Below are 21,900 nucleotides of genomic sequence, written 5' to 3' on the forward strand. Positions count from 1 at the left end.
ATCCGCCAATCATCAGATCAATGCCACAATTCCCCCGACAATCACTGCCAGCGGCAGACTCATTACCAGACTGAGGAAGAACCACTTCCAGTGGAATGCATAATCATGATACGCTTCTGTCATATCCTCTGTTCCCGGAATCACCCACCATGTTCCATGACAGAACCAGATACTGTCGATCACCAGTGCATCAAACAATGAAAATGCGTTAAAAAATATATAAGACTGTATGAATCCTGCCCCAAATGTATACTGCTTATTCACTCCACAGGTAATCACAATACTCAACACGATCATTCCAATCAGTCCAATAACTTTGTTCCTTTTCGCATTTGCATTCATCTCTTCCTGTGTTGTAATTCCTCTCTCAATTGCACGTTTCTGAATTGCCGGCGGATAATTATAAAGCTGCTTCCTTGCCCCCTGCACTTTGAACAACCCCAGCATGAAAACCGAATATACCAGACTATAAACAATTGCTTCTACTACTATCTTTGCTGCCATCTTATTCACTTCTCCCTTCCTTACTTCTCTTTACTTTTCATCCTGTATAACCATATAGTTGTATATACATTCGAATATCATATCGACATTCGTCTCAAACACCTCATCAATGAAAGTATCTCTGTTCTGTGCCATGCTGTAAATGGTTTTGAAAAAATTAATGATAATCCGGATATCAAGGTCCGGGCGGATACCATCTATACAGGCCAGATACTGCTGCACTTCCAGTTCATCGTGTTCCTTGCTGAACAATCCGTCTTTTGTCCTGTGCGATTTTAACCATACCCAGTCATCCAGCGTAAATTCCATTAAAATATTATTTTCTTTCCGGAATGATTCCCGGAAAATCCGGACTGCCTGTTCCAGAGTAAGTTTTCCATAAGATTTCACTCCTGAAATCATCTGCTCCTTCCAGACTTTCTCCTGTTCTTCGATCAAGGCTGACACATATGTTTCCTTTGATTCAAAGAAATGATAAAAGGTTCCTGTTGCAATCTCTGCTCTTTCTGCAATCAGGGATACTTTCATCTTCTTCAATCCTACTTCACGGATCAGATCATAGCCAATCGTAAGCAGACTGTTTCGAATTACTTTTCGCTGTTCTTCTGTAAAATTGGCCGGCATTTTATTCCCCCTATCATATACGCCAGTGAATATTTTATTATTTTATTCACTGCAATAAATATACCACTGGAAAGAACTCCAGACAAGTATTACTATATTTTATGAGAAAAATTATCTTTTTCCTATACATGGTAGAGTAGGCGGATGAAATTTTCATCCGCCCCTCATCAAACCGTGCATGAGGTTCTCCCTCACACGGCTTTCCGACATTCTTCTTTCTACAGCATTACGTCATGCTCTAGCCATTTTCTTTAATCCTTTTTCATAAATGCTATTTCTTACAAATCCCACCTTTGACATACGATTACGTCTCTGGTGTTTCTTGTTATACCATCTTGTAAAAGTGCAAATAATGTACCAGTCTAGAGCCTGCATCCACTTTTCGTTTCTCTTGGTCGAATAATAATTCTTCCATCCTGTGATTTTCGGATTCAGATTCTTTATTAAATCCTCTTCCTTTGCAACTAGCAGACTTCGTCTATTTACATTCCTCTTGACTTCGGCTTTCATTTTCTTCATGGCTTTTCTGTTTGGGTACTGATACGTTTCCTTGTACAGTTGTCCTTTGCGTGTTTCCGTTGTCATTCTTCTGTGGTGCATTCCGAGAAAGTCAAATCCCTCTTTTCCGTCCCACATGCTGACTATCTTTGTTTTCACTGGATGTAGCTTTAAATCCAGTTTTACCATGATATACTGCAATAAATTCAGTGCGTGATTTGCACTTTTCTTATTCTTGCAAATGATTACCGTATAACTGTTATATTTTGTTATCAAATTCTCTGTAAACCCTTGAAAACACTGGATTTGTCGCAGGTGAGCTTTCCCTTATTGTTTCCCTTGTGTTATATCTTCCCATATAAGTTTACGAACTCTGATAAGGGAAAATACAAGGGCAAGAAAATTATATAAAACAGTATAACACAAAATAAAAGTGACATGGTGAACTGATTGAAATGCTTCTGATTTTTGAAACTGATGATTGAGCGATAAGGAGATAAGATACGATGAGAACAATATTTGCAGAATACAATCCACAGTGCAACAGTATTGATGTTTATACCAGTGCAGGCTATATGCTTCGCATTGACTGTTGGGAAGCAGAAAAGAATTTAAGAACCACACCCGGATCAGATTGTGCTTTGACGTTTCTTGCAATTGATGAACCATTAGAATATGCAAGGTTATATCTTGATGGAAATTTGCAGATGTGGGTAGATGCAGAAGATTCTTTAGAACTTTAATAGTTAAAAGGCATAGGGTAGATATTCGTAGCAGCAGACATTGTAGGAATATGTATAAACTGGCATGTATGCGGTGCTGTGGGAAAGAATCTGTCCTTATCTGCCTGATAGAGCGAGTCGGTGGCAGTCTTATCCGCTCATCTATGAGCCGTTTTTCATCCTCCGTGACATAAAAATTCATCTAGATATTCCGTTTTCGGTTCGCCATGCACTGTCTCCGTTCTTCATAAGAGTTTGGGATTATCCTAACAAGCATTCTTCATTTTCGGGCAAGAAACCTGAAAATACGAAAAATCGCAAGCGTGTATTCGCTTGCTGTGCTTTCCATCGAAGCCTTACCTTCTATTTTCTATCTACTAAATACTACAATCTGGAAAATGGTAAAATGGCTGTATCCGAAAAGGAAAATAGAAAAATGCCACGACTGAACCTCCGTTATAGAGTGATCTGTCGTGGCATTGCATTGTGAATTTATTTTTGCTGAGCCATTTTCCGATACTCAATGGGCAGGAGTCCCGTACTCTTACGAAACAATTCCGCAAACCGGCTAGAAGTAGAGTAGCCGATCATTTCCGCAATCTGTCCTATCGTGAAATCCGTATCGATCAGCAAATGCTCTGCCTGGCTCATGCGGCGCTGTTGAATATACTCTGTGATCGTGCAGCCTTGCAGCTGCTTAAAAGATGTTTTCAGCTTAGTGGTTCCCATACAGGCGATTTTTGCAAGCCGTTCTAATGGAATATCAAAAGCATAGTGGTCATTGAGATAAGCAATCACATTTTTCAGTTGCGCCACATCCTGCTCGGACAAACGCTTCTCTTTACGGGACAGAATTTTTTTCTGTTCTTCCACCACAAGGGATACGGCCTCGGCCACTTTCGCTTCATAAAATAGTCCTGCGGCAATCCCATCCCCACGGTAGACCTTTACCTCATGGAGCAGCTTTGCCATAGCCGGGAAGTCTGTGGTCTGATCAACCTGCCGGAAAGCTGCAAGTGGGCTAATATAGTCCCCCGGATATTGTTTTTGCAAATAATCCTCATAGTATGCAGGCATGACTTCGATACCAATAGACCGGATGGGGATTTTTTTATGGATGATTGCCTTGTATGGCTTATAGCCACCAATAAAGGCTTTGATACATCCGGCAGACATCCTCCGGTAGGGATTTAATTCTTCGCCGGAGATGGATTCATACTGAGTAATACTCAGAGCTTCCGGCAAATGAAATTCCATGAAGAAATCCTCATGGAAATAAAAATCATGGATTTTAATGTCGTACAGGTCTTTCTTCGCATATACCCAGTAAAAGCCTTCTCCAAATTCAGGCGATAACTGCCAGCATTGTCCGGCAGAATTGAAGTGGTTATTGCTATCTACCGGGATAAAATGGTTATCTGTTAAAAGCGGCTCATAGTAATCCGCAATAATGTTATTGTTCAAATGACGGCCTCCTTTGCAACGATTGGACGGAGTATTGCAATGAAAAGACGAATGTGCCTGTAATGTATTGCAGCCCGCCCGTAAAGTTAGTATGATATAGACCGCGGTTAGTGACGACTAATCATAATATAACAGATTTCAGACGGTAGGTCAACCGTTCTTGAAAGCAGGAGGAAAAAATATGAGTAATCAAGTAAATGCAAAGGCAGGATTGTCTGTCAAGGACTTAGTAACAACGGGAATTTTTACTGCGCTTCTGTTCGTATTCATCATGGTAGGAGGCGTCTTTTTTGCTACCAACCCGGTGCTGACCTTTTTCATGCCCGCCGGGAGCGCTTTGCTTGCAGGACCAATTTATCTGCTGATGATCGCAAAAGTACATAAACGCTGGAGCGTCACGATCATGGGCGTTATCATGGCCATCATCTGGTTTGTCACTGGTATGCACTGGGCGTTTGCGTTGGGCTATCTCATTATGGCTGTCGTAGCTGATTTTGTTGCCGGTACAAAGCAGTACAAAAGCAAGAAGATCAACAGTCTGTCCTATATCCTTTTCTCCCTGGGCGGAACAGGGTCGTACCTTGTTTTCTTCGCTGATCCCCAGGGGTGGGCGCAGACCATGTTGGGAAATGGAACTGAGCAAAGCTATATCGACACCATGCAGACGACCGCAAATGCAGGAATCTTTATCGCAATGTTTGTCGCTCTCCTTGTAACAGCTTCTATCAGTGCATTTGTGGGTTGCAAAATGTTGAAGAAGCAGTTCGAAAAAGCGGGTATTACAGCATGATGGGTAACACCGTACAGAAAGGGCTTTGGCTTGACCCGCGGGCCAAGCTCTTTCTTATTTTGATGTGTGTACTGAGTTCCATGTTCGCACCTTCTCTTACCTATCAGTTTGCGCTTGTCCTGCTGATTGCTGTATTAGGAGTGCTTTGTGGAAAGTGGAAATATGCCGTAAAAGGGGTATGCTTTTATGCGGTAGTCTGTGTACTGACAGTCTGGATCATGGCGGCTATGACGGGGACGCTGCGAACCATGTTTGTTGCGTTCCTTGGGCTATTTCACAAGGTTTACGCCTGCGGGATGCTGGCAGGGATAGTCTTGTCTACAACAAAGGTCAGCGAATTTTTATCCGCCATGAACCGAATCCATGCCCCGAAAAAATTTGTCATCACATTTGCGGTCATGCTGCGCTATATTCCAACCGTCCAGGAGGACTGGCATTTTATCAAGGACGCCATGCGGATGCGGGATGTATCGCCCTCCCTGGGCGGATTCCTTTCCCATCCGGGAATGACAGTAGAGTGTATTTATGTTCCGTTGCTGATGATGGCCTCCAAGGCAGCGGACGAGCTTTCTATCGCTTCTGTTACCCGCGGGATTGAGAATCCCAATCACCGGACCTGTCTTGTCCAGATAAAATGCGGGATTGCAGACTGGACGGCGATGTTGATTGCGGTTGCTTTCTTTATTTTTGAATTATGTAAGCGGGGAGGTGTGATCGGGTGATTGAGTTTGAAAATGTATCATTTTCTTATGAGGGACAGAAGCATGACAGTCTGCATGGAATCAGCCTGAAAATTGCAGACGGGGAATGTGTCTTGTTCTGTGGCCGCAGCGGGTGCGGAAAAACAACGGTCACAAGGCTGGTAAACGGTTTGATCCCACAATTTTACCAGGGAGAACTTCAGGGGCGCGTGCTAGTGGACGGACAGGAAATCAGTGACCTACCCATGTATCAGATCGCTGCAAAGGTGGGGTCTGTGTTTCAAAATCCCCGGACACAGTTTTTCAATGTGGATACGGACAGTGAGATTGCCTTTGGAATTGAAAATGAAGCCAGGCCGGTAAAGGAACTGGAGGAACGGGTAGAACAGACAACAAAAGATTTGCATATTGAAAAGCTACGGAACCGAAATATTTTTGAACTGTCGGGCGGGGAAAAACAGAAAATCGCGTTTGCGTCGGTCTATGCCATGAACCCGGAAATCTATTTGCTGGACGAACCATCCTCAAATCTGGACATGGCTTCCATCCAGGAATTGAAAGAACATCTGCGGCTGATAAAGAGCCAGGGCAAAACCATTTTGATTGCGGAACACAGGCTCTATTATCTGATGGAGCTGGCAGACCACATTGTTTATCTGGAAGATGGGGAAATAGCAAGGATTTTTACGCCAGAGGAATTTCTCCGTTTGACGGAAAACGAACGGGAACACATGGGGCTGCGGGCAGTTGACCTGACAAGGGTTCTTCCTCCAGCCACCCATCCTACGGTTCTTCCTCCTACATTAGCAATCCGTGATGTTAAGCTGCGTTATAAAAAGAGGACGATTCTACACCAAATTGCTCTTTCTGTCGCAAAGGGAGAAGTCATTGGGGTTGTCGGTCATAATGGAGCCGGAAAAACCACGTTTTCCCGTGCTCTGTGCGGGCTTCATAAAGACTGTGAAGGTGAGTTCCTTTGGAATGGTCAGCCGCTAGAACACAAGTTGAGGCTGAAACGCTCTTATATGGTGATGCAGGATGTGAACTATGAATTGTTTGCAGAAAGTGTGGAGGCAGAATGTTCCTTCGGAATTCGAAACCCGGATCAGGATTTAGTAGAAACAACCATGGCGGAACTGGGGCTTACAACCTACCGGGAACGCCATCCCAACACGCTTTCCGGTGGACAGAAGCAACGGGTGGCTGTGGCAGTCAGCATGATCTGTGGAAAAGATTTGCTGGTGTTCGACGAGCCCACCAGCGGACTGGACTTTGACAGCATGGCGCAGGTGGCGGGATTGATCAAACGGTTATCCGAACAGGGAAAAATCATTTTTATTGTCACCCATGATTTTGAATTTGTCTGCCGTACCTGCTCACGTGTCTTGCATTTTGATGAAGGGGAAATGCCGGATGACATCCCTGTTGTGATGGATTTCCTCCCAAAGATCCGGGAACTGTTCTCTGTTTCAGGGGGAAAGGAGATGTGAAGTGATGAAACAGAAAAAGGAAAACAGGATTACATTGCTGCTTCAATGGGCTGGTGAGCAGAAAATCTGGCTGCTACTGGCAATTCTGCTGGCTATGGCAAGCGGCCTATGCATCATTGTTCCGTATATTGGGATTTACCGTGAGATGGATGCCGCTTTCCAGCATATCTGCACAAACGAGCTTGTCGTACAGACGATCATGATGATTGCCGTTTCTGTGGTTCTGCGCTTTGTTTTATTTGGGTGTTCCGGCGTGGCTGCTCATAAAGGTGCTTACGGCGCTTTGTTCAAGGTACGCTGCATGGTAGCGGAGCATCTGGCAAAAGTTCCTCTTGGTACGCTGAATGAGAGGCGGACCGGGGATATCAAAACAGTACTGAATGAAGATATTGAAAAATTAGAGTTGTTCCTGGCTCATAACCTTCCAGACCTTGTGTGCTATATGGTAGGGCCGGTAGCGATTTTTATCTATTTAATGACAGTAAATATCCCATTGGCACTGGTTTCCCTGTTGCCGTTGATTCTGGCCGTTGTGGTAATGGGGGTTATGTTTCGGAATACGGACGATTTGATGAACCGGGCGAACCGATCTATTACAACGCTCAATTCCGTTATGATCGAGTATATCAGCGGTATGAAACTGATTAAAGCGTACAACATGGGGAGCAAGTCGTTCCAGAAATTTTCCGGCGCGATCCAGGAGGAAAACGCCATGTGGAATGAAACCTCCCGGAGAATGGGACCTCCTTACGCAACTTTTGTGGTTCTGATCGAATGTGGGATGCTGCTGATGGTTCCCTTGGGCGGAATGTTCTTCCTGAAGGGCTCCCTGGCGGCCAGTGCTTTTTTGCTGTTCGTCTATGTCGGCTCCATGTATCTGACAGAGATTCGGCCTTTGCAGGAGTTGGGGACAAACTTTGCGAATGTCCTGGGCGCCATTACCAAAACAAAAGAAATATTGGATGTTCCTGTTTATGAAGGCGGAAAGGACTTCCCGAAAAACCATGAGATTGAACTTAAGAATGTACGTTTTTCCTACGATGGGAAAACGGATGTCCTGCAAGGCGTCAACCTCAAGATCAGGGATGGGGAGCGCATGGCACTTGTGGGACAGTCCGGCGCGGGCAAGAGTACCGTGATTGAACTGATCTCCCGGTTTTATGATGTGCAGGAGGGGGAGGTGTTGATTGGCGGTATCAATGTGAATGAACTGAACTACGATACCATTCTGAAGAATATTGCCATTGTATTTCAAAAGACATTCCTTACCCGTGACAGTGTCCTGGAAAACATCCGCATGGGTTCAGACGCCAGCCTGGAGGAAGTACGGGCTGCCGCCAGGGAGGCGCAGATTGATGACTTCATCATGTCACTGCCAGATGGTTATGACACAAAGGTAGGCAGCTTCGGCTCCCGTTTCTCTGGTGGAGAAAAACAGCGGATCGCCATTGCAAGGGCAATCCTGAAAAATGCCCCCATCCTGATTCTGGACGAAGCGACAAGCGCCTCTGACCCGGAAAATCAGATGGAAATTGATAAGGCCATCCAGAACCTCTGTAAAGGCAGGACGGTCATTGTGGTAGCGCACAGGCTGAGTGCCCTGAAAATGTGCGACCGTGTGGCTGTGGTAGAGAACCATACAATTACCAATGTCGGCACCCATGAGGAAGTACGGAAAGAGAACGCTTACTATCAGAAAGCATGGGAGGACTACGAAACAGCTCGGGGAATTACTTATCAACTGGAAGGAGGCGGGCAGAATGAATCCGAATAACGTATGGAAGAAGAACAGGGAGTTTTATATTGGCGTTGCCGGGACGGTTCTGGAGGGGTTGCTCTCTGGCAGTTTGTTCATGCTGCTTTATTCCGTCATGCGGTTTTTATGGGATGGTCAGTTTGACATGAATCGTATACTGGTACTAACGGGTATTATCGCTGTCATCTTCCTGTTCCGCATTTTGATATACAGCTATGGCTATACCAAAGCACAGATCGGCGGTGCCAGAGTCAGTAAAAATATCCGCCTGTTTATGGGCGACCATCTCAAGCGTATCCCGCTTTCCCGGTTTACGAGGGGGCAGACTGGCGATTATATTAATACAATTACCAGTGATGTAAATAATTATGAAAAAATTCTGACGCATAAGATTGGGGACATTGCAAAGAATTTTGCCTTGTCGCTGATGCTGATCGTTTTTGTGATGACGATTTACTTTCCTGCCGGATTGATTCTACTGACTGCTGACTTGCTTTTGATTCCCGGATTATGGCTTTCCTTCCGGCAGGTAGCGAAATATGGAAAAGAGAAGAACGATATTTGTGCGGAGAATGTCAGCAGCATTGTGGAGTATGTATCCGGTATCCAAACTTTCCGGGCCTATGGCGTTGGCGGTCTGAAAAACAAAACCGTGATCCATGCCATGCAGGAGTTTAGCAGGATCAGCTTTGTGTATGAAGCAAAGGTTCTCCCGATTGGTGCGGGATTCGGTATTTTGAGCTGGCTGTCCTGTCCGGTTGTGATCTGGACGGTCTATGGCCCCTGGGCAGCCGGAACTTTAGATACCGTGTCCTATCTTTTGATTTGTATGCTACCTTTGTTCTGTGCAAAGCTGGCAAATTCCATTTTTGTAGACCTCACCAGCTATAAGAATCTGATGATCTCGAAAAATAAAATCATGGCTGTGATGAAGGAACCGGAAGAAACCGGCAGCATGAAGTCGTTGCAGGCAGCCTCCCATGAGATTGTATTTGACCATGTGGACTTTTCTTATGTTCCCGGGGAACCGGTGTTAAAACAGGCTTCCTTTACTGTGCCGAATCAGAAGCTGACCGCCATTGTGGGGGATTCCGGCTCCGGCAAGTCTACCATACTGAACCTGATTGCAAAATACTATGAAGTATCTGGCGGCACGATTTCCATAGGGGGCAGACCGATCAATCATGTAGCTGCGGAACGGGTATTAGACCAGATTTCTATGGTGGATCAGGATGTGTTCCTGTTTGATGATACAGTGCGGGAGAATATCCGCTATGCCCGCCCGGATGCTACGGACGCAGAAATTAAAGCGGCCTGCCGGGAGGCAAACTGTGACGGCTTTATCCGCAAGATGGAGAAAGGTTATGATACGCCGATTGGGGAAAATGGTAATCTCCTGTCTGGCGGTGAACGTCAGCGCCTTTCCATAGCACGTGCCATTTTGAAAAACAGCCCAATCCTGCTGCTTGACGAGGCAACGGCCTCCCTAGACATTGAGAATGAACTGGCGGTAAAACAGGCGATTGCAAACCTGCTGAAAGAGAAAAAAACCGTGGTGATGATCGCACATACCCTGTCCATCGTAAAAAATGCCGATCAGATTCTGGTGGTTTCCGATGGTCGGATCACCGAAGCTGGTACGCACAAAGAATTGTTAGCAAAGGACGGAAAGTACGCTGCCATGTGGAATGCAGAACAGCAGTTTTCGCATTTTCGATATGAACAGGTTCACAAATCTTGATGCTAACGGAAATATTCGCTGGAATAAAATAGAGTAAGCGATGAATAACCACCCGTGTACGACTTCCAGGAGACCTCAGATAGGAAGGTCCCCTCGATTTTCCGGCAGTATTTTTTCTGTATCTGTTATTCCTGAACAATTTTCCTTTATGAATTCACTCCACGGCATCAGCTGTTTTATCCCCAAATAGGAGTAAAACCTTGCTCGATGGCAGGCGGCGGCGTGTCAAAAAATATATGGAATTGTTTTAGAACCGCCCCGGAGGGGACAGGTCAGCCCTTGACCTGTTCCACCTCCGGGATGGGTTTGAGATTGAAGTGAATTTCGATAGAAATGTGTCGTGTCTTATCGCTGTCGATGTGTTCATGGACAACGATTTCTTTAATCAGGCGGTTTAAGGTGGCGGCGTCCAACTCCGTGATGTCGGCATATTCCTGAATGGCGTCCACCCATTGTTTGGCGTCCATCGCCAGCCGCATTTCATCAGCCAGCTTCTTGCGCCCCTGTGCAACCCGTTCTTTCAGTTCGGCCTGTTCCTTCTGCGTCTTGTCCAGCATGAGATTGAAGTTGGCTTCGCTGATCCGCCCGGCAACCATATCCTCATAGAGCCGCAGCACCATCTTTTCCAGTACCTCAATCCGTTCCTCGTCTTTTGTCAGGGAACGCTCCAACGCTTCCCGCTGGCCTTTCTGCTCGGCTTCACAGGTGTTGGTCAGTTTCCCGGCAATGGCTTCCCCATCGGTCAGGGCAGCCTTGGCGCACTCCCGGATTTTGTTCAGGACAAGGTGGTAAAGGGTATCGTATTCCACCCGGTGCTGGGTGCAATGGTTCTTGCCGAACGCACCATAGGTCTTACAGGCGTAAATCTGCTGCGGGTGCTTGGCGTGGGTGGTGCGGATGGTCAGTGACTTGCCGCACTCGCCGCACTTGATAAGCCCGGCAAACAGGCTGGTTTCCCCGTCTTGCCGGGGGCGCTGGCGGGATTTCAGCTTGTCCTGCACGATGGCAAAACTTTTGCTGTCAATCAACGGCTCGTGCCGTTCCTCCACCACAATCCAGTCCTGCGGCTTCTTCTCGCCAATGGTGCCGATTTTGAAGCGGTAGTCTTTCTTTTGGGAAGCTATCGCCCCAGTATAAACGGGATTCATCAGGATGTCCTTTATCACGGAGAAGTCCCACATATACCGCCCGTTTTCCGGGTCTTTCTTCTCCCATTTGGTGCGGACATTGCGGAAGCCCCGTTCCCGGTTCCACCATGTAGGGCAAGGCACCTTCTGTTCTTCCAGCCTGCGCCGGATGAAGTTGGGGCCGTGTCCTTCCAGCGCCCAAAGGAAGATTTGCCGGACAATGGGGGCGGTTTCCTCGTCCACCAGCAGGTGGTTTTTGTCCTCCGGGTCTTTCCGATACCCAAAGGGAGCCACACAGCCGGTAAACTGGCCTTGCTGGGCTTTCAGAAGATACGAGGAATGTACCTTCTTGGAAATATCCTTGCTGTACATCTCGTTCAGGATGTTCTTGAACGGCGCAATGTCGTTGTTGTCCCGCATGGTGTCGATACCGTCATTCATGGCGATATAGCGGACGCCGTGCCTGGGGAAGAAGTCTTCGATCAGTGTGCCGGTCTGCAAGTAATTTCGACCCAACCTTGATAAATCTTTTGTTATCACAAGATTTATCTGCCTGCGCTCGATGGCCTTTAACATCCGTTTCAGGTCGGGGCGCTCCATGTTCAGCCCCGTGTAGCCATCGTCCTGATAGACTGCCACAACCTCCCATCCCTGCTTTTCGCAGTAGCTTTCCAGCATATCCCGCTGGTTGGCAATACTGGCGCTCTCCCCGTCAAGGTCATCGTCTTTGGAAAGCCTGCAATAGATGGCCGCCCGGAAGCTGCCCGCCAGAATTGCGTCCATGCCTGTGTATTCGTATCCGTTCATCATAACCGTTTACCCGCACAATCCAGACGGAACACGGTTTTTCTGAACCTCGTCTTTATTATATCCTAAATCTTGTGTTTTCGCAAGATTATCCTTGCCGGTATTCTGCCCATATTTTTGGGCAATCAGGCTCACAAAGACATCCGCTGCGTCCAGCTCGCCGTCAAAAACTGTGGTAACATGAATCTCTGTTTTCGTTTTTGCCATAGGCAGTTATCCTCCATAATAGAATAGCCAGACAAGGAGAAGGTCGGCAACGAAGTCCGGCAACGGGCTTCAAAAAACCTCAAAACCATCTCTGTCTGGCGGTTTGGTTACAATTTATATTTTCTTTTATTTTTCTGTTGCTTTGGTTGCTGATAGGGGAAAAAGCCCGCAGTTACGGGGCTTTCCCCGGCAACCAGCCCGGCAACGGGAGTGCAACAAAGTCGGCAACGGGGCGGGATTTTCAGAAAGGAAGCTCCATCTGCTCTGTGACCTCCACAAATCCCTCCGGGATTTTTTCGGCTCCGTTGCTGGTATCCGTTGCCGGGGCTTCACGCTCCCAGCCTTTCTGCCTGCCGTATTCGGGGAACATCCGGGGATTGGAAAAGTAGTGCCAGCCTGTGACACAGTGGTTCATAATGTCGTTGACCTCCCGGATTTCCCATTGCTTCGGCTCGTCAAAGGGGTGGTTGAGGGCTTCCCTGAAAAGCTGCTTGGAACACACCATGCTGCCGGTATAGCGGTCAAGGTAGGCTTGGATCATCCCGGCCTTGGTGTCCTCCGGCATAAAATCCCGCTGGTGCTCTTTGAGATAACGCGCCATTTCGGGGCTGAAAGACAGCTTAAAATCCCCGCTGCGGTAAATGGTCATGGCTTCCGCCCATAGCTGCTCCATGTAGGCTCTGGAAGCGGCTTCATCGTCCAAAATATGAACTTCCGCCTGTTCCGGGTACACCATGACTGGCAGAAAGCGCCGGTTGCCGGAACGGTCAAGGGGCAGGAAGTCCAGGGCGTTGGAAGTTCCTCCGAACACGCATTGCCGCAGTCTGTCCTCCGGGTGGGTTTCGTATGGGATTTTATAGACCTCCTTCTGTCGGCTCAAAAAAGACTTGATTTCCTCAATGCTCTTGGCGTTTGCGGTGGCGATCATCTCCGACATCTCGATAATCCAATGGCCTTGCAGCTTGCGGTACACATTGTCATCGTCCAGCTTGCGAAGGTCATCGGAAAACCACTCGTCTTTCACGGCCAGCAGCCGGAAAAAGGTGGATTTTCCGGCTCCCTGACCGCCCACCAGACAGAGCATGACCTCAAACTTGCAGCCGGGATGAAATGCCCGGTGGATGGCTCCCAGCAGGAACAGCCGCAGGGCTTCATAGGTGTACTGGTCGCTGTCGGCTCCTAAAAAGTGGTGCAGACAGGTACGGATACGCTCGGTTCCGTCCCAGGTCAGGCCGTTCAGGTAGTCCCGGATGGGGTGATAGCCGTTTTCGTTGGCAACGATCCCGATGGCGGCGGCAATCTTCTTTTCGCTGGTCAGTCCATAAGTTTCTTCCAGATACAGGAGCAGATAATTCATATCCGTGTCCGTGATGGCGGTGCCGGTACGGTGGTATCCGATGGGCTTGATGATGTCGGTGCGCTCGGTCAGCAGATTTTTGGCGATTGCCCCGGAAAGCAGCGGGTCATTCTGAAAGACGGTCAGGCAGTTGCGGATACTGTTGCGGACGCCGCCTTTCTCGGTGCTTTCCAGCATGGCTTTGACTTCCTCAACGCTCCGGGGTGGCGGTGCTTCTTGCATGGTCTGTTCTGCGGCCTGCCGTATCTCCGGCGGCAAGCTCTGCCATTCGTCTTTCAAGATTGCTCACTTCCTTTCCACAGTCGATGATAAAGGCTGCCCGTTCCTCCATATCCGGGGAGAGCAGCACATCCAGCAGATAGTCCACATAGTCCTGCTTTTGCAGGGCTTCCACAAACAGCGGGTGGAAATCCTCGTCTGGTGTCTTGGGGGCATAGTCCCGTTTCCAGCGGCGCAGCAGGTTTCGGTAATCGCACAGCACCCGGAAGCAGTAACGCTCCATACGGCGGAACCGCTGTTCCGGGGTTTCCTGCGGTGGTTTCCTGTGGCTGGACGGCTCCTTGTCCTCATAGGGGATGGAAAACGCCTGTGCCAGTATAAGGGCGGCTTCCTTTGGGCTGACAGCTTCCAGACGGGAAACAAAGTCGATCACATCCCCGTCTGCCTGACAGCCGAAACAGTGAAAGCGCCGGTCAACCTTCATGCTTGGGTTTTTGTCGGCATGGAAGGGACAGACGCACATCCCGTTTCGTCCCACCCGGATTCCGAAATGCTCGGCAGCCTGCCGGGTGGTAACAAACTGCTTGACAGCTTCAAATACATTCAACTAAATCCTCCTGAAAATAAGAAAAGCGCCTGTCATTCTCGAAAAGAAAATGGCAAGCGCCTGTTAAAGTTCCATATCCTGTTTTTTCTCTGTGCGGGATTGCTGGCGTTTCTCGGCCTGTTCCTCCCGGATACGCTGTGCCCGGCCTTTGACTGCCTGCTGGATGGATGGTTTCTTGCCCGGCTCGGCGGTCTGGCGGTACTGCTCGGACGGAAGCACCTGATTGAGCCAGTGGCGCACATCCCGGAGAATCTTCACATCCTCCTGCACCGCTGACAGGCGTTCCTTATACTCGGCCACCTCTCCGGCAAGCTGCGTCCGTTCCTCATTCAGCTTTTTGGTGCTGTACTTGGTTCCCTCCAAATGCACCTTGAAATAGCGGACAGCGGCATTGTAGGCGTCCAGCTCGTCCCGATGGGCGGCTGCAAACTGTTCCTTTGGTTTCTTAAACCGAATAGCGGCATATTCCGCATGAACCGGCTTGTGGGCTTCAAAGTTGGCGATATGGGAAAGCATGGTGTCGACCTCCTTCATGCGTTTTTCCTTCGGCTTCATCTCTGCCCGGATGGAAACGGCCTGTCCGCTGACGGTATCCAGATAGGCGTCCAAACTCTCCACGGTGGACAGCTCCTTTTCCCGCAGATAGCGGATGGCGACCATAACCTTGTTGAAGTCGTTCACAGTGCCTTTGAGCTGGCCTTTGCTCGTCCAGCCGGTGCGCTCCTCCCGGCGCAAATCCAGATATTGGCCCAGCAGCTCCGGCAGGGTGGGTTCCTTCGCTTCCTGCAAGGCTTCCAGCAGGGTGGCCTTTTTCTCCTTCAGGTCTGCAATCCAGCCTTTCAGGTGGCGCACCATCTGACGGATCGACTGCATGAGCCGGTTGGCGGCGGTAATGTCCCGGTTCAAGTTGCCGATGTTGGTCTGTATCCCTCTTTTCTCCATCTGGCTGACCGCTGGCCCCATGTGGACAGTGGGGATTTTATCAAGCCCCTGTCGCTCATAGGAACGAAGGTCAAGGCGCTCCGGGCGGTCATTGGCTTCCAGATAGCGGTTTGCCGTAGCCGCCCAGCCTTGCCGCCATATCTCGCCGTACTTCTGGTCGTTCCAGTCCACGGTGTCCTCCTTGTGGCTTTTCCAGTTCCCGGACGGGAGCCGGATACGCTCGCCGTTCTCGTCAAGGTCATAAACCTTCCGGCTCTTGGGAAGCCATTTCCCGGTTTCGTCCATTGCCCGGATGGTCAGCAGGATGTGGGCATGGGGATTCCCGTCCCCCTTGTCGTGAATGGCAAAATCGGCAATCATGCCTTTGGAAACAAAAAACTCCCGGCAATAGTCCCGGATCAGGCCGGCGTGCTGTGACCGGGGGATTTCCCTCGGTATGGCAAGTACGATCCTTCGGGCAAGCTGGGAGTTCCATTGTTTTTCTACGGCTTCGGCGGCGTTCCACAAGGTGTTGCGGTCTGCGTACTCCGGCGGGGCGTGGGGCGGCAGCATGATTTCTGTGTGGACGATCCCTCGTTTCTCTGCATAGTATTTCTGCTTCTGGTCGTACTCGGAAAACAACCGTTCGCCGCTCTGATAAGCTGCGGCGGCTACGGCTGACTGGCGGTTGCTGCGCTGAACGATTTTTATATCATGGTGGGGACAGAGCATAACGGCTTCCTCCTTCCTGTGGGTGATTGGATGGGGTGGTGGTTTGCCACCTCATTTTGGGCAAAAGAAAAGCAGGAAACCGTTTCTGATTTCCTGCTCGGTGGTGCCGCCAGTGGACGGCGGGTATTCATTTTTCGGTGGTTTATCAGTCAGACAAAGTGAAAGTTTTCCAGTTAATCAAGCCGAAAGTCATCCATTCCTTTTTCGTATAGCAGCCGTATCTTGAACCGCTTTCGGAAGCCAATCAGCATTTGCATAATCCAAGGGAATTACCAACTCTTGGATTTTATCTTCCTTGGTCGGCCTTTTTATGTCTTTCGGCAAATAATCCAGTCCGACTTCTCGCAAGCTCATAACACTATTGTGAATCCATCCGACCGCCTGTCCATCACAGTACAGGCAATAGCAGCCAAACATCTTTTTCACTTCTACATTCAAGCCTTTAAGATGATCCATCCACTCTCGGACTATATTTTCTAATTCATAAGCCATTCGAACACCTCCACAAAAAGGAATTGAACAAAATCGCTGCGCGATGGCCTGCCAAGGCTGTGGCATAGCGATTTTCTGTTTTCTATAATAAAAAACAGTGGAAAGCAAGTCCTAAAAGTAGTATTGTTAAATCACCACAAAATAACAATCAAACAGGATCGACCTTCCCACTGCCTATGAAAAGAATACCACCCTTCCGCTTGGTTGGCAAGCGGTTTTATGACCAAAATGCACCTCCATATAAAGCAGTGTTCCGGATAACTACTGATTTTATATGGAGGATTTTATTATGTATGAAAAATATTTAGAACAGCTTGAGGAAGCCGGAAAAATCCGTAACCTCAAAGAGCGTTCCATCAACTGCTATAAAAACTATGTTTCTTACTTTCTGAAATATCAGAATAAGAATCCCAAAGAACTTACCTGTCAGGATGTCAGGGCTTTTTGCTTGCAAAAAAAGAGGAAGGACTGAAAGCCACAACTCTGAATCTTTACAATTCTGCCATCCGTTTTTTCTATCGAAATGTCCTGCATATCCTTTGGGATGACATTACAGTTCCACGTATGATCCTAGAACATAAGCTTCCGACCGTACTGACTGTTGATGAAATAGACCGTCTATTAGAAGCTGTTGATGATATCAAATATAGAGCCATGTTTGCAACGATGTATTCTTCCGGGATGCGGGTTTCTGAAGTGATCCACCTTCATTATGATGATATTTCCCGTTCAAATATGCAGATCCATGTCCGAGATACGAAGAACAGGATGGATCGCTATACAATTCTTTCTAAACGGTGTCTGGATATCCTTACGCAATACTGGTTTGAGAAAGGACGTCCCCGTGGGATCCTGTTTCCTAATAAATTTACTGGTAATTACCTGACAGTCAGTACACTGGAGCAAGTGATGCGACGGGCAGTATCCGATGCTGAACTTCCAAAGAAAGCAACTCCACACTGTCTCCGTCATAGCTTTGCAACTCATCTGATGGAGCAGGGAGTAGAACGGCAGAATATTCAGGCACTGCTTGGACACCGTGACCCAAAATCCACGGAAGTTTATCTTCATGTCAGCAACAAATCCCTCATGGGAATCCAAAGTCCCTTTGACAGGAAAGAAGGTGCTGATTATGAATAAGCCCACCGTCCAGGATATTTTCCGGTGTTTTTATTCGGCATACCTTGAAAAGTATTCTCCTTCTCCGGAACAGGCAAAAGTTGCCCGGAACATCTTGAACTGCAAAACCGGAGCCTATGGTGCAAACGTCAGTGTATGTGAAGACTGTGGTGCTGTTCAGATTCACTATAATTCCTGCCGCAACCGTTGTTGTCCCATGTGTCAGGCTGTTCCAAAGGAAATGTGGATGGATGCCCGCAAAGAGGATGTGCTTGATGCACCCTACTTCCACTTGGTATTTACAGTTCCTGACATTCTGAATCCAATCATTTACAATAATCAGAAACTGTTATATGACACCCTGTATCATGCAGCTTCTGCTACAATCAGTGAACTGACTGCTGACCCAAAGCACCTTGGTGCTGCTGTCGGCTATATCTGCATCCTGCATACATGGGGATCTGAAATGAACTTTCATCCCCATATCCATACAATACTGCTCGGCGGTGGTCTGACATCCAAAAACGAATGGAAAGACAACGGTACTGAGTTTTTTCTTCCTATATGGGCTATCTCCAAAGTCTTTCGTGGAAAATATATGGATGAGTTGAAAAATCTCTGGAATACGAATCAACTTAAGTTTCATGGAACTGCCGAAAAATACAGTAACCATTATGTGTTCAAAGAACTGATTGATTTCTGTTATGATGCGGAATGGATTCCTTATTGTAAGAAAACTTTTAACGGCGCACAGTCTGTGATTGACTACCTTGGAAAGTATACCCATAGGATTGCCATCAGCAATCACCGCATCATCTGTATGGACGATGAAAACGTTACTTTTTCTGTAAAGGATTACCGGAACAAAGGACAATGGAAAGAACTGACTCTTTCCGGTGTTGAATTTATACGACGGTTTCTGATGCACGTACCGCCAAAACGTTTTGTCAGGATTCGGCATTACGGACTTCTTTGTTCCCGTAGCAAACACAAGAAACTGACTTTATGCCGGAATCTCCTTGGATGCCAAAAGTATCTCTCGAAGCTTCGAGGTAAGGAGATACCAGAAATATTAAAACAGCTTTATGAGATAAACATTTGTGTGTGTAAATCCTGTGGCGGGCATCTTGGAAAACCACAGCTTCGAATACCACAAAGAGGTTAAAAGCTTATTCTTTCATACATTTTCTAAAGCCTCAAAGCTTGAGGTTTTGTTGTCGTACCTATTTATCTGAAAATACTTGATTTCTGTAGCTTCTGCACAGAAAATCCTGTATAATCACAGGTAAGTACAAAAGATTGAAAGTCCATAGGTAATGACTACCCGGACGCTCACTTTGTTCAATGAGGTCAAATCGAAAATGGTGTAAACGAAGGGGCAGTTCACTGGAATGTCAAAACTGCTTTTTCGTTTACTCCATCATCGATTCTAACCTAAAGAATTTGTCACTGACTTCATTATATTTCATTTATCCGGAAATGTATAGCTGGATTTTGTAAAACTTGTCGGACGGGAACATCTTGCAGTGCAAGGTGTTTCCGGGCGGCAAGTCCACAAAAGGGTAGCTGGCGCAGCCAGCGCAGGGGAAGCATAGCGTCCCCTGTGATGATTGGAAGCAACCGCAAGTGTGCTGGAAATCATCCGCTTTCCGCAGGAAGCCCCCGGCAGGGCGCAACGCACCGGCTCGACCGGTGTATAGTTGCGCCCTTACTCCGTAAGGGATTCCCCGGCTACCCGCCCTTTCACGCTTTCTGCAACTATTTCCTTCATGCCACTTTGAGAAAATGCCTGTTTCAGAATGTCCATCACATCCTCGTCTGTCAGCACTTCCGGCCTTAAAAGGAAACTTTCCAGCATAGCTCCTCTGGTACAGAGCCGGTGCGTCCGTTCCTTCCGGGTAAGCTGCTTCACCTGGTGTTCCAGTATTTTTTCTTCATGCTGCGCCCGCCGCAGTCTGGCTTCGCCTTTGGCAATCTCCTGATTCAGCTTTTCCAGCTTCTCATTTATCATGGCAGCCCTCCTTTGGGAAGCAGCGTGTAAATGCGGTTTGGTTCTCCCACACCCCGGCGCACCCGCAGGATAAGCCCGATGTCCTCCAATTCTTTCAGGGAACGCTTCACAGTGACGGGGCTGCGGGAGAGGGCTGCCGCTAATTCCATGATAGGAAAACGGACAAACAAAATGCCGTTGCTATCCTCTATCCCTGCCGTAAGGGTGGTGTTCAGCAGACGGGCATACATGACTTTTGCTGTGCTGCTGATCGGCAGCCGAAGCATTGCGGCGGGTAGCGGCATACAAGGCGGCAGAACCGTGTCTGCGCTCATAAATTCAAATTCCATTTAACTGATTTTCTCCTTTCGCTTGGCTCGTTTTGACAGGTAATGGGGGCAGTCTATCACGACAGCCCGGAAACTCTGCTTGCACTTATGCTGGCACTTCCGGCACAGGTCGTTGTAGGCCACACGCCCCCGGTCATTGAGGAAGAAGGAAAGCTCCAACTTCCGTTTCTTGCTCATTCTCGGCATAGTGCCTCCTATCATAGAAAATCCGCCCATTTCAGCCGTAACAACGGGAACAGGCGGATAAAGGTTTTTGGTGTCATGTTTCGGGGCGATTTTCAAGGAAAATACGGCCATAGAGCCGCTTTGAAATGCCCCATAGTATTACGGACGGGGCAGACTACACCCCGCCGATTTGTCGTGTTTGGGTAGCGTTTTGGTATCAGTTCTGCCGGGTTGTCCTGCTGTCGTTCCTGCCCCTGAATCTCACAGCGGCGTTTCGTTCCCGTTGGTACGCTCGCTGCGGTCAAGGTTCCTCCATTTCCTTGCCGCAGGTCGTTGCGCTACATCGCCGGGGAGCATATCCCATCAGGCCGGTCATTCGATTGGAAATAATCCATCGATGAACTGACTTAATCATAGCTCATTTTTGAACCCTTTCCCGTATGTCCATAAAATAGGAAAACCGCCCCAAAATCGAAAAATTCCACGATTTCGGAACGGTATATGGTATAATAAGGAATAACAGCGGCAGCCAGCCGCAGGAAGGAGCGATGTGTTTATGAAAACCCGCATTTCCGTACAGGAACGCCTGAAAGATTTACGGGTGGAACGGGGCTTGAATCTGGAAGAACTGGCACAGGAAACCGGCATTTCAAAATCAGCCCTCGGCAGTTATGAAAACGACAACGACGAATACAAGGAAATTAACCACGGCAGCCTGTTGAAGCTGGCAGACTTCTATCAGGTGTCGGTTGACTATCTGCTCGGCCTTACCAATAATCGGAGATATGAAAACACCCCGATAGAAGAATTACATTTGAGTGATGAAGTCGTGGAACTGCTGAAAAGTGAACGCTTCAATAACCGGCTGCTGTGTGAGATTATCTCCCATGAAAAATTTAAGGAATTGCTGGCAGACGCAGAAATCTATGTGGACGGGATAGCAACCATGCACTTCCATGACACAAACAGCTCACTGGCTGCTTTACGGGCTATGGTACTGGAAGAACACCCCGAAGCTGCGGCAGACCGGGCAATCAAAGTGTTGGAAGCCTGTCAGATAGAGGAAGAAGATTTTTTCTGCCATGTGACGCACAAAACATGGGACGTCATTCTCCATGATATACGCAAGGCGCACGAAAATGACAGCGAAAGTGCGCCGGATACCACGCCTGCCGATGAACTTATACGGGAAGTACAAAAGGCCATGCAATCTCCGGGGGACAGGGTTCAGCAATTCACGGAGATATTCTGCAAGGCGTTCCGGCTCAAATACAAGCGGCTCTCACAAGAGGAACGAAGCCTTTTGAAAAAGCTGTTCAAGAAATCCCCGCTGATAAAACAGTCTGGTATGAACTTCCGGCGCAGGCCGTGGAAATAAAAACAGCCGTTGTAGGATTTTGATATGATACCTCTAAAGTAGACAGATTAAATATAAAAATCTGTTACTTTGGAGGTATTTTTCATGCCAAAATCAAAACATTCACCTGAGTTTAGAGCTAAAGTATCGCAGGAATATC

Annotated in this window: 23 protein-coding genes; 10 read left to right on the top strand and 13 right to left on the bottom strand. The window is 47.9% G+C overall.

Annotation, left to right across the window (positions count from 1 at the left end; all coding sequences use genetic code 11):
• Nucleotides 1-12: 12 nt before the first annotated feature.
• The 3 genes from LIZ66_RS10130 to LIZ66_RS10140 form a co-directional block, all read right to left on the bottom strand.
• The gene (locus LIZ66_RS10130; protein ID WP_226837917.1) at nt 13-504 is read right to left on the bottom strand and encodes a hypothetical protein; all 492 of its coding nucleotides are present in this window, start codon (nt 502-504) and stop codon (nt 13-15) included.
• 30 nt (nt 505-534) lie between these two features.
• Nucleotides 535-1,128 (bottom strand): TetR/AcrR family transcriptional regulator, encoded by a 594-nt coding sequence (locus LIZ66_RS10135; protein WP_148462656.1) that lies wholly within the window; start codon nt 1,126-1,128, stop codon nt 535-537.
• A 231-nt stretch (nt 1,129-1,359) separates the two neighbouring features.
• Entirely contained in the window at nt 1,360-1,815 is a 456-nt protein-coding gene (locus LIZ66_RS10140; RefSeq protein WP_226837918.1) for a group II intron maturase-specific domain-containing protein, read from the bottom strand.
• A 317-nt stretch (nt 1,816-2,132) separates the two neighbouring features.
• Between LIZ66_RS10140 and LIZ66_RS10145 the strand changes: the two genes are divergently transcribed.
• Nucleotides 2,133-2,369: a DUF6061 family protein gene (locus tag LIZ66_RS10145; protein WP_187566254.1), complete on the top strand. Its 237-nt coding sequence runs from the start codon at nt 2,133-2,135 to the stop codon at nt 2,367-2,369.
• A 471-nt stretch (nt 2,370-2,840) separates the two neighbouring features.
• Here the strand turns inward: LIZ66_RS10145 and LIZ66_RS10150 are convergent, their stop codons facing one another.
• Nucleotides 2,841-3,812, bottom strand: a complete 972-nt coding sequence (locus tag LIZ66_RS10150; protein WP_226837919.1) for a helix-turn-helix transcriptional regulator — start codon at nt 3,810-3,812, stop codon at nt 2,841-2,843.
• A gap of 181 nt (nt 3,813-3,993) precedes the next feature.
• On the opposite strand from LIZ66_RS10150, the gene LIZ66_RS10155 reads away from it, so the two are divergent.
• Genes LIZ66_RS10155 through LIZ66_RS10175 form a run of 5 tightly spaced genes read left to right on the top strand, consistent with a single transcriptional unit; the run spans nt 3,994 to nt 10,290 of the window.
• The gene (locus tag LIZ66_RS10155; protein ID WP_226837920.1) at nt 3,994-4,602 is read left to right on the top strand and encodes an MptD family putative ECF transporter S component; all 609 of its coding nucleotides are present in this window, start codon (nt 3,994-3,996) and stop codon (nt 4,600-4,602) included.
• Nucleotides 4,599-5,324, top strand: coding sequence for an energy-coupling factor transporter transmembrane component T (locus LIZ66_RS10160; RefSeq protein ID WP_226837921.1), 726 nt, complete (start codon nt 4,599-4,601; stop codon nt 5,322-5,324). Before LIZ66_RS10155 ends, LIZ66_RS10160 begins: the two co-directional genes overlap by 4 nt.
• A complete protein-coding gene (locus LIZ66_RS10165; protein ID WP_226837922.1) occupies nt 5,321-6,793 on the top strand; it encodes an ABC transporter ATP-binding protein in 1,473 nt (490 codons plus the stop codon). Before LIZ66_RS10160 ends, LIZ66_RS10165 begins: the two co-directional genes overlap by 4 nt.
• A 4-nt stretch (nt 6,794-6,797) precedes the next feature.
• Entirely contained in the window at nt 6,798-8,567 is a 1,770-nt protein-coding gene (locus LIZ66_RS10170; RefSeq protein ID WP_226837923.1) for an ABC transporter ATP-binding protein, read from the top strand.
• Nucleotides 8,554-10,290 carry an ABC transporter ATP-binding protein gene (locus tag LIZ66_RS10175; protein WP_195991789.1) on the top strand — a complete coding sequence of 579 codons (1,737 nt, stop codon included), beginning with the start codon at nt 8,554-8,556 and terminating at the stop codon, nt 10,288-10,290. Before LIZ66_RS10170 ends, LIZ66_RS10175 begins: the two co-directional genes overlap by 14 nt.
• A gap of 272 nt (nt 10,291-10,562) precedes the next feature.
• Here the strand turns inward: LIZ66_RS10175 and LIZ66_RS10180 are convergent, their stop codons facing one another.
• The 6 genes from LIZ66_RS10180 to LIZ66_RS10205 form a co-directional block, all read right to left on the bottom strand.
• Entirely contained in the window at nt 10,563-12,227 is a 1,665-nt protein-coding gene (locus LIZ66_RS10180; protein WP_161213474.1) for a recombinase family protein, read from the bottom strand.
• Nucleotides 12,228-12,233: 6 nt separating this feature from the next.
• The gene (locus LIZ66_RS10185) at nt 12,234-12,431 is read right to left on the bottom strand and encodes a hypothetical protein (protein ID WP_015544974.1); all 198 of its coding nucleotides are present in this window, start codon (nt 12,429-12,431) and stop codon (nt 12,234-12,236) included.
• Nucleotides 12,432-12,672: 241 nt separating this feature from the next.
• Entirely contained in the window at nt 12,673-14,010 is a 1,338-nt protein-coding gene (locus tag LIZ66_RS10190) for a virulence-associated E family protein (protein ID WP_173793987.1), read from the bottom strand.
• Complete coding sequence (locus LIZ66_RS10195; RefSeq protein WP_161213473.1) at nt 13,979-14,614, bottom strand: CHC2 zinc finger domain-containing protein; 636 nt, start codon at nt 14,612-14,614, stop codon at nt 13,979-13,981. The genes LIZ66_RS10190 and LIZ66_RS10195 overlap by 32 nt, the downstream gene beginning before the upstream one ends.
• Before the next feature lie 63 nt (nt 14,615-14,677).
• Nucleotides 14,678-16,267: a MobQ family relaxase gene (mobQ, locus tag LIZ66_RS10200; RefSeq protein WP_161213472.1), complete on the bottom strand. Its 1,590-nt coding sequence runs from the start codon at nt 16,265-16,267 to the stop codon at nt 14,678-14,680.
• Between the two features lie 189 nt (nt 16,268-16,456).
• Entirely contained in the window at nt 16,457-16,759 is a 303-nt protein-coding gene (locus LIZ66_RS10205) for a TfoX/Sxy family protein (protein ID WP_161213471.1), read from the bottom strand.
• Nucleotides 16,760-17,048: 289 nt separating this feature from the next.
• Here LIZ66_RS10205 and LIZ66_RS20350 point away from each other — a divergent pair, with 289 nt between their 5' ends.
• Genes LIZ66_RS20350 through LIZ66_RS10215 form a run of 3 tightly spaced genes read left to right on the top strand, consistent with a single transcriptional unit; the run spans nt 17,049 to nt 19,043 of the window.
• Entirely contained in the window at nt 17,049-17,231 is a 183-nt protein-coding gene (locus tag LIZ66_RS20350; RefSeq protein WP_330663590.1) for a phage integrase N-terminal SAM-like domain-containing protein, read from the top strand.
• Nucleotides 17,204-17,899 (top strand): tyrosine-type recombinase/integrase, encoded by a 696-nt coding sequence (locus tag LIZ66_RS10210; RefSeq protein WP_330663591.1) that lies wholly within the window; start codon nt 17,204-17,206, stop codon nt 17,897-17,899. The genes LIZ66_RS20350 and LIZ66_RS10210 overlap by 28 nt, the downstream gene beginning before the upstream one ends.
• On the top strand, nt 17,892-19,043 hold the full coding sequence (locus LIZ66_RS10215) for an IS91 family transposase (protein ID WP_227200775.1): 1,152 nt from the start codon (nt 17,892-17,894) through the stop codon (nt 19,041-19,043). The genes LIZ66_RS10210 and LIZ66_RS10215 overlap by 8 nt, the downstream gene beginning before the upstream one ends.
• A gap of 543 nt (nt 19,044-19,586) precedes the next feature.
• On the opposite strand, the gene LIZ66_RS10220 is transcribed toward LIZ66_RS10215, so the two are convergent.
• From LIZ66_RS10220 to LIZ66_RS10230, 3 genes are read right to left on the bottom strand one after another with little or no spacing between them, the layout of a single operon-like run.
• A complete protein-coding gene (locus LIZ66_RS10220; RefSeq protein ID WP_006859273.1) occupies nt 19,587-19,889 on the bottom strand; it encodes a DUF3847 domain-containing protein in 303 nt (100 codons plus the stop codon).
• On the bottom strand, nt 19,886-20,218 hold the full coding sequence (locus LIZ66_RS10225; protein ID WP_006859272.1) for a hypothetical protein: 333 nt from the start codon (nt 20,216-20,218) through the stop codon (nt 19,886-19,888). Before LIZ66_RS10225 ends, LIZ66_RS10220 begins: the two co-directional genes overlap by 4 nt.
• Entirely contained in the window at nt 20,219-20,404 is a 186-nt protein-coding gene (locus tag LIZ66_RS10230) for a hypothetical protein (RefSeq protein WP_033118356.1), read from the bottom strand. It abuts the gene before it with no gap.
• Nucleotides 20,405-20,939: 535 nt separating this feature from the next.
• Between LIZ66_RS10230 and LIZ66_RS10235 the strand changes: the two genes are divergently transcribed.
• Nucleotides 20,940-21,761 (top strand): helix-turn-helix domain-containing protein, encoded by an 822-nt coding sequence (locus tag LIZ66_RS10235; RefSeq protein WP_006859270.1) that lies wholly within the window; start codon nt 20,940-20,942, stop codon nt 21,759-21,761.
• Nucleotides 21,762-21,900: the final 139 nt, after the last annotated feature.

Source organism: Blautia faecis (assembly GCF_020554845.1).
GTDB classification, from domain to species: Bacteria; Bacillota; Clostridia; order Lachnospirales; family Lachnospiraceae; genus Blautia_A; species Blautia_A faecis.

Excerpts from the sequence above, each read along its gene's own strand:
- LIZ66_RS10220 (WP_006859273.1), bottom strand. The coding sequence starts at position 19,889 with ATGATAAATGAGAAGCTGGAAAAGCTGAATCAGGAGATTGCCAAAGGC.
- LIZ66_RS20350 (WP_330663590.1), top strand. The coding sequence starts at position 17,049 with ATGTATGAAAAATATTTAGAACAGCTTGAGGAAGCCGGAAAAATCCGT.
- LIZ66_RS10235 (WP_006859270.1), top strand. The coding sequence starts at position 20,940 with ATGAAAACCCGCATTTCCGTACAGGAACGCCTGAAAGATTTACGGGTG.
- LIZ66_RS10140 (WP_226837918.1), bottom strand. The coding sequence starts at position 1,815 with ATGGTAAAACTGGATTTAAAGCTACATCCAGTGAAAACAAAGATAGTC.
- LIZ66_RS10145 (WP_187566254.1), top strand. The coding sequence starts at position 2,133 with ATGAGAACAATATTTGCAGAATACAATCCACAGTGCAACAGTATTGAT.
- LIZ66_RS10215 (WP_227200775.1), top strand. The coding sequence starts at position 17,892 with ATGAATAAGCCCACCGTCCAGGATATTTTCCGGTGTTTTTATTCGGCA.
- LIZ66_RS10230 (WP_033118356.1), bottom strand. The coding sequence starts at position 20,404 with ATGCCGAGAATGAGCAAGAAACGGAAGTTGGAGCTTTCCTTCTTCCTC.
- LIZ66_RS10160 (WP_226837921.1), top strand. The coding sequence starts at position 4,599 with ATGATGGGTAACACCGTACAGAAAGGGCTTTGGCTTGACCCGCGGGCC.
- LIZ66_RS10135 (WP_148462656.1), bottom strand. The coding sequence starts at position 1,128 with ATGCCGGCCAATTTTACAGAAGAACAGCGAAAAGTAATTCGAAACAGT.
- LIZ66_RS10205 (WP_161213471.1), bottom strand. The coding sequence starts at position 16,759 with ATGGCTTATGAATTAGAAAATATAGTCCGAGAGTGGATGGATCATCTT.
- LIZ66_RS10185 (WP_015544974.1), bottom strand. The coding sequence starts at position 12,431 with ATGGCAAAAACGAAAACAGAGATTCATGTTACCACAGTTTTTGACGGC.
- LIZ66_RS10130 (WP_226837917.1), bottom strand. The coding sequence starts at position 504 with ATGGCAGCAAAGATAGTAGTAGAAGCAATTGTTTATAGTCTGGTATAT.
- LIZ66_RS10225 (WP_006859272.1), bottom strand. The coding sequence starts at position 20,218 with ATGGAATTTGAATTTATGAGCGCAGACACGGTTCTGCCGCCTTGTATG.
- LIZ66_RS10180 (WP_161213474.1), bottom strand. The coding sequence starts at position 12,227 with ATGATGAACGGATACGAATACACAGGCATGGACGCAATTCTGGCGGGC.
- mobQ (WP_161213472.1), bottom strand. The coding sequence starts at position 16,267 with ATGCTCTGTCCCCACCATGATATAAAAATCGTTCAGCGCAGCAACCGC.
- LIZ66_RS10170 (WP_226837923.1), top strand. The coding sequence starts at position 6,798 with ATGAAACAGAAAAAGGAAAACAGGATTACATTGCTGCTTCAATGGGCT.
- LIZ66_RS10190 (WP_173793987.1), bottom strand. The coding sequence starts at position 14,010 with ATGCAAGAAGCACCGCCACCCCGGAGCGTTGAGGAAGTCAAAGCCATG.
- LIZ66_RS10175 (WP_195991789.1), top strand. The coding sequence starts at position 8,554 with ATGAATCCGAATAACGTATGGAAGAAGAACAGGGAGTTTTATATTGGC.
- LIZ66_RS10155 (WP_226837920.1), top strand. The coding sequence starts at position 3,994 with ATGAGTAATCAAGTAAATGCAAAGGCAGGATTGTCTGTCAAGGACTTA.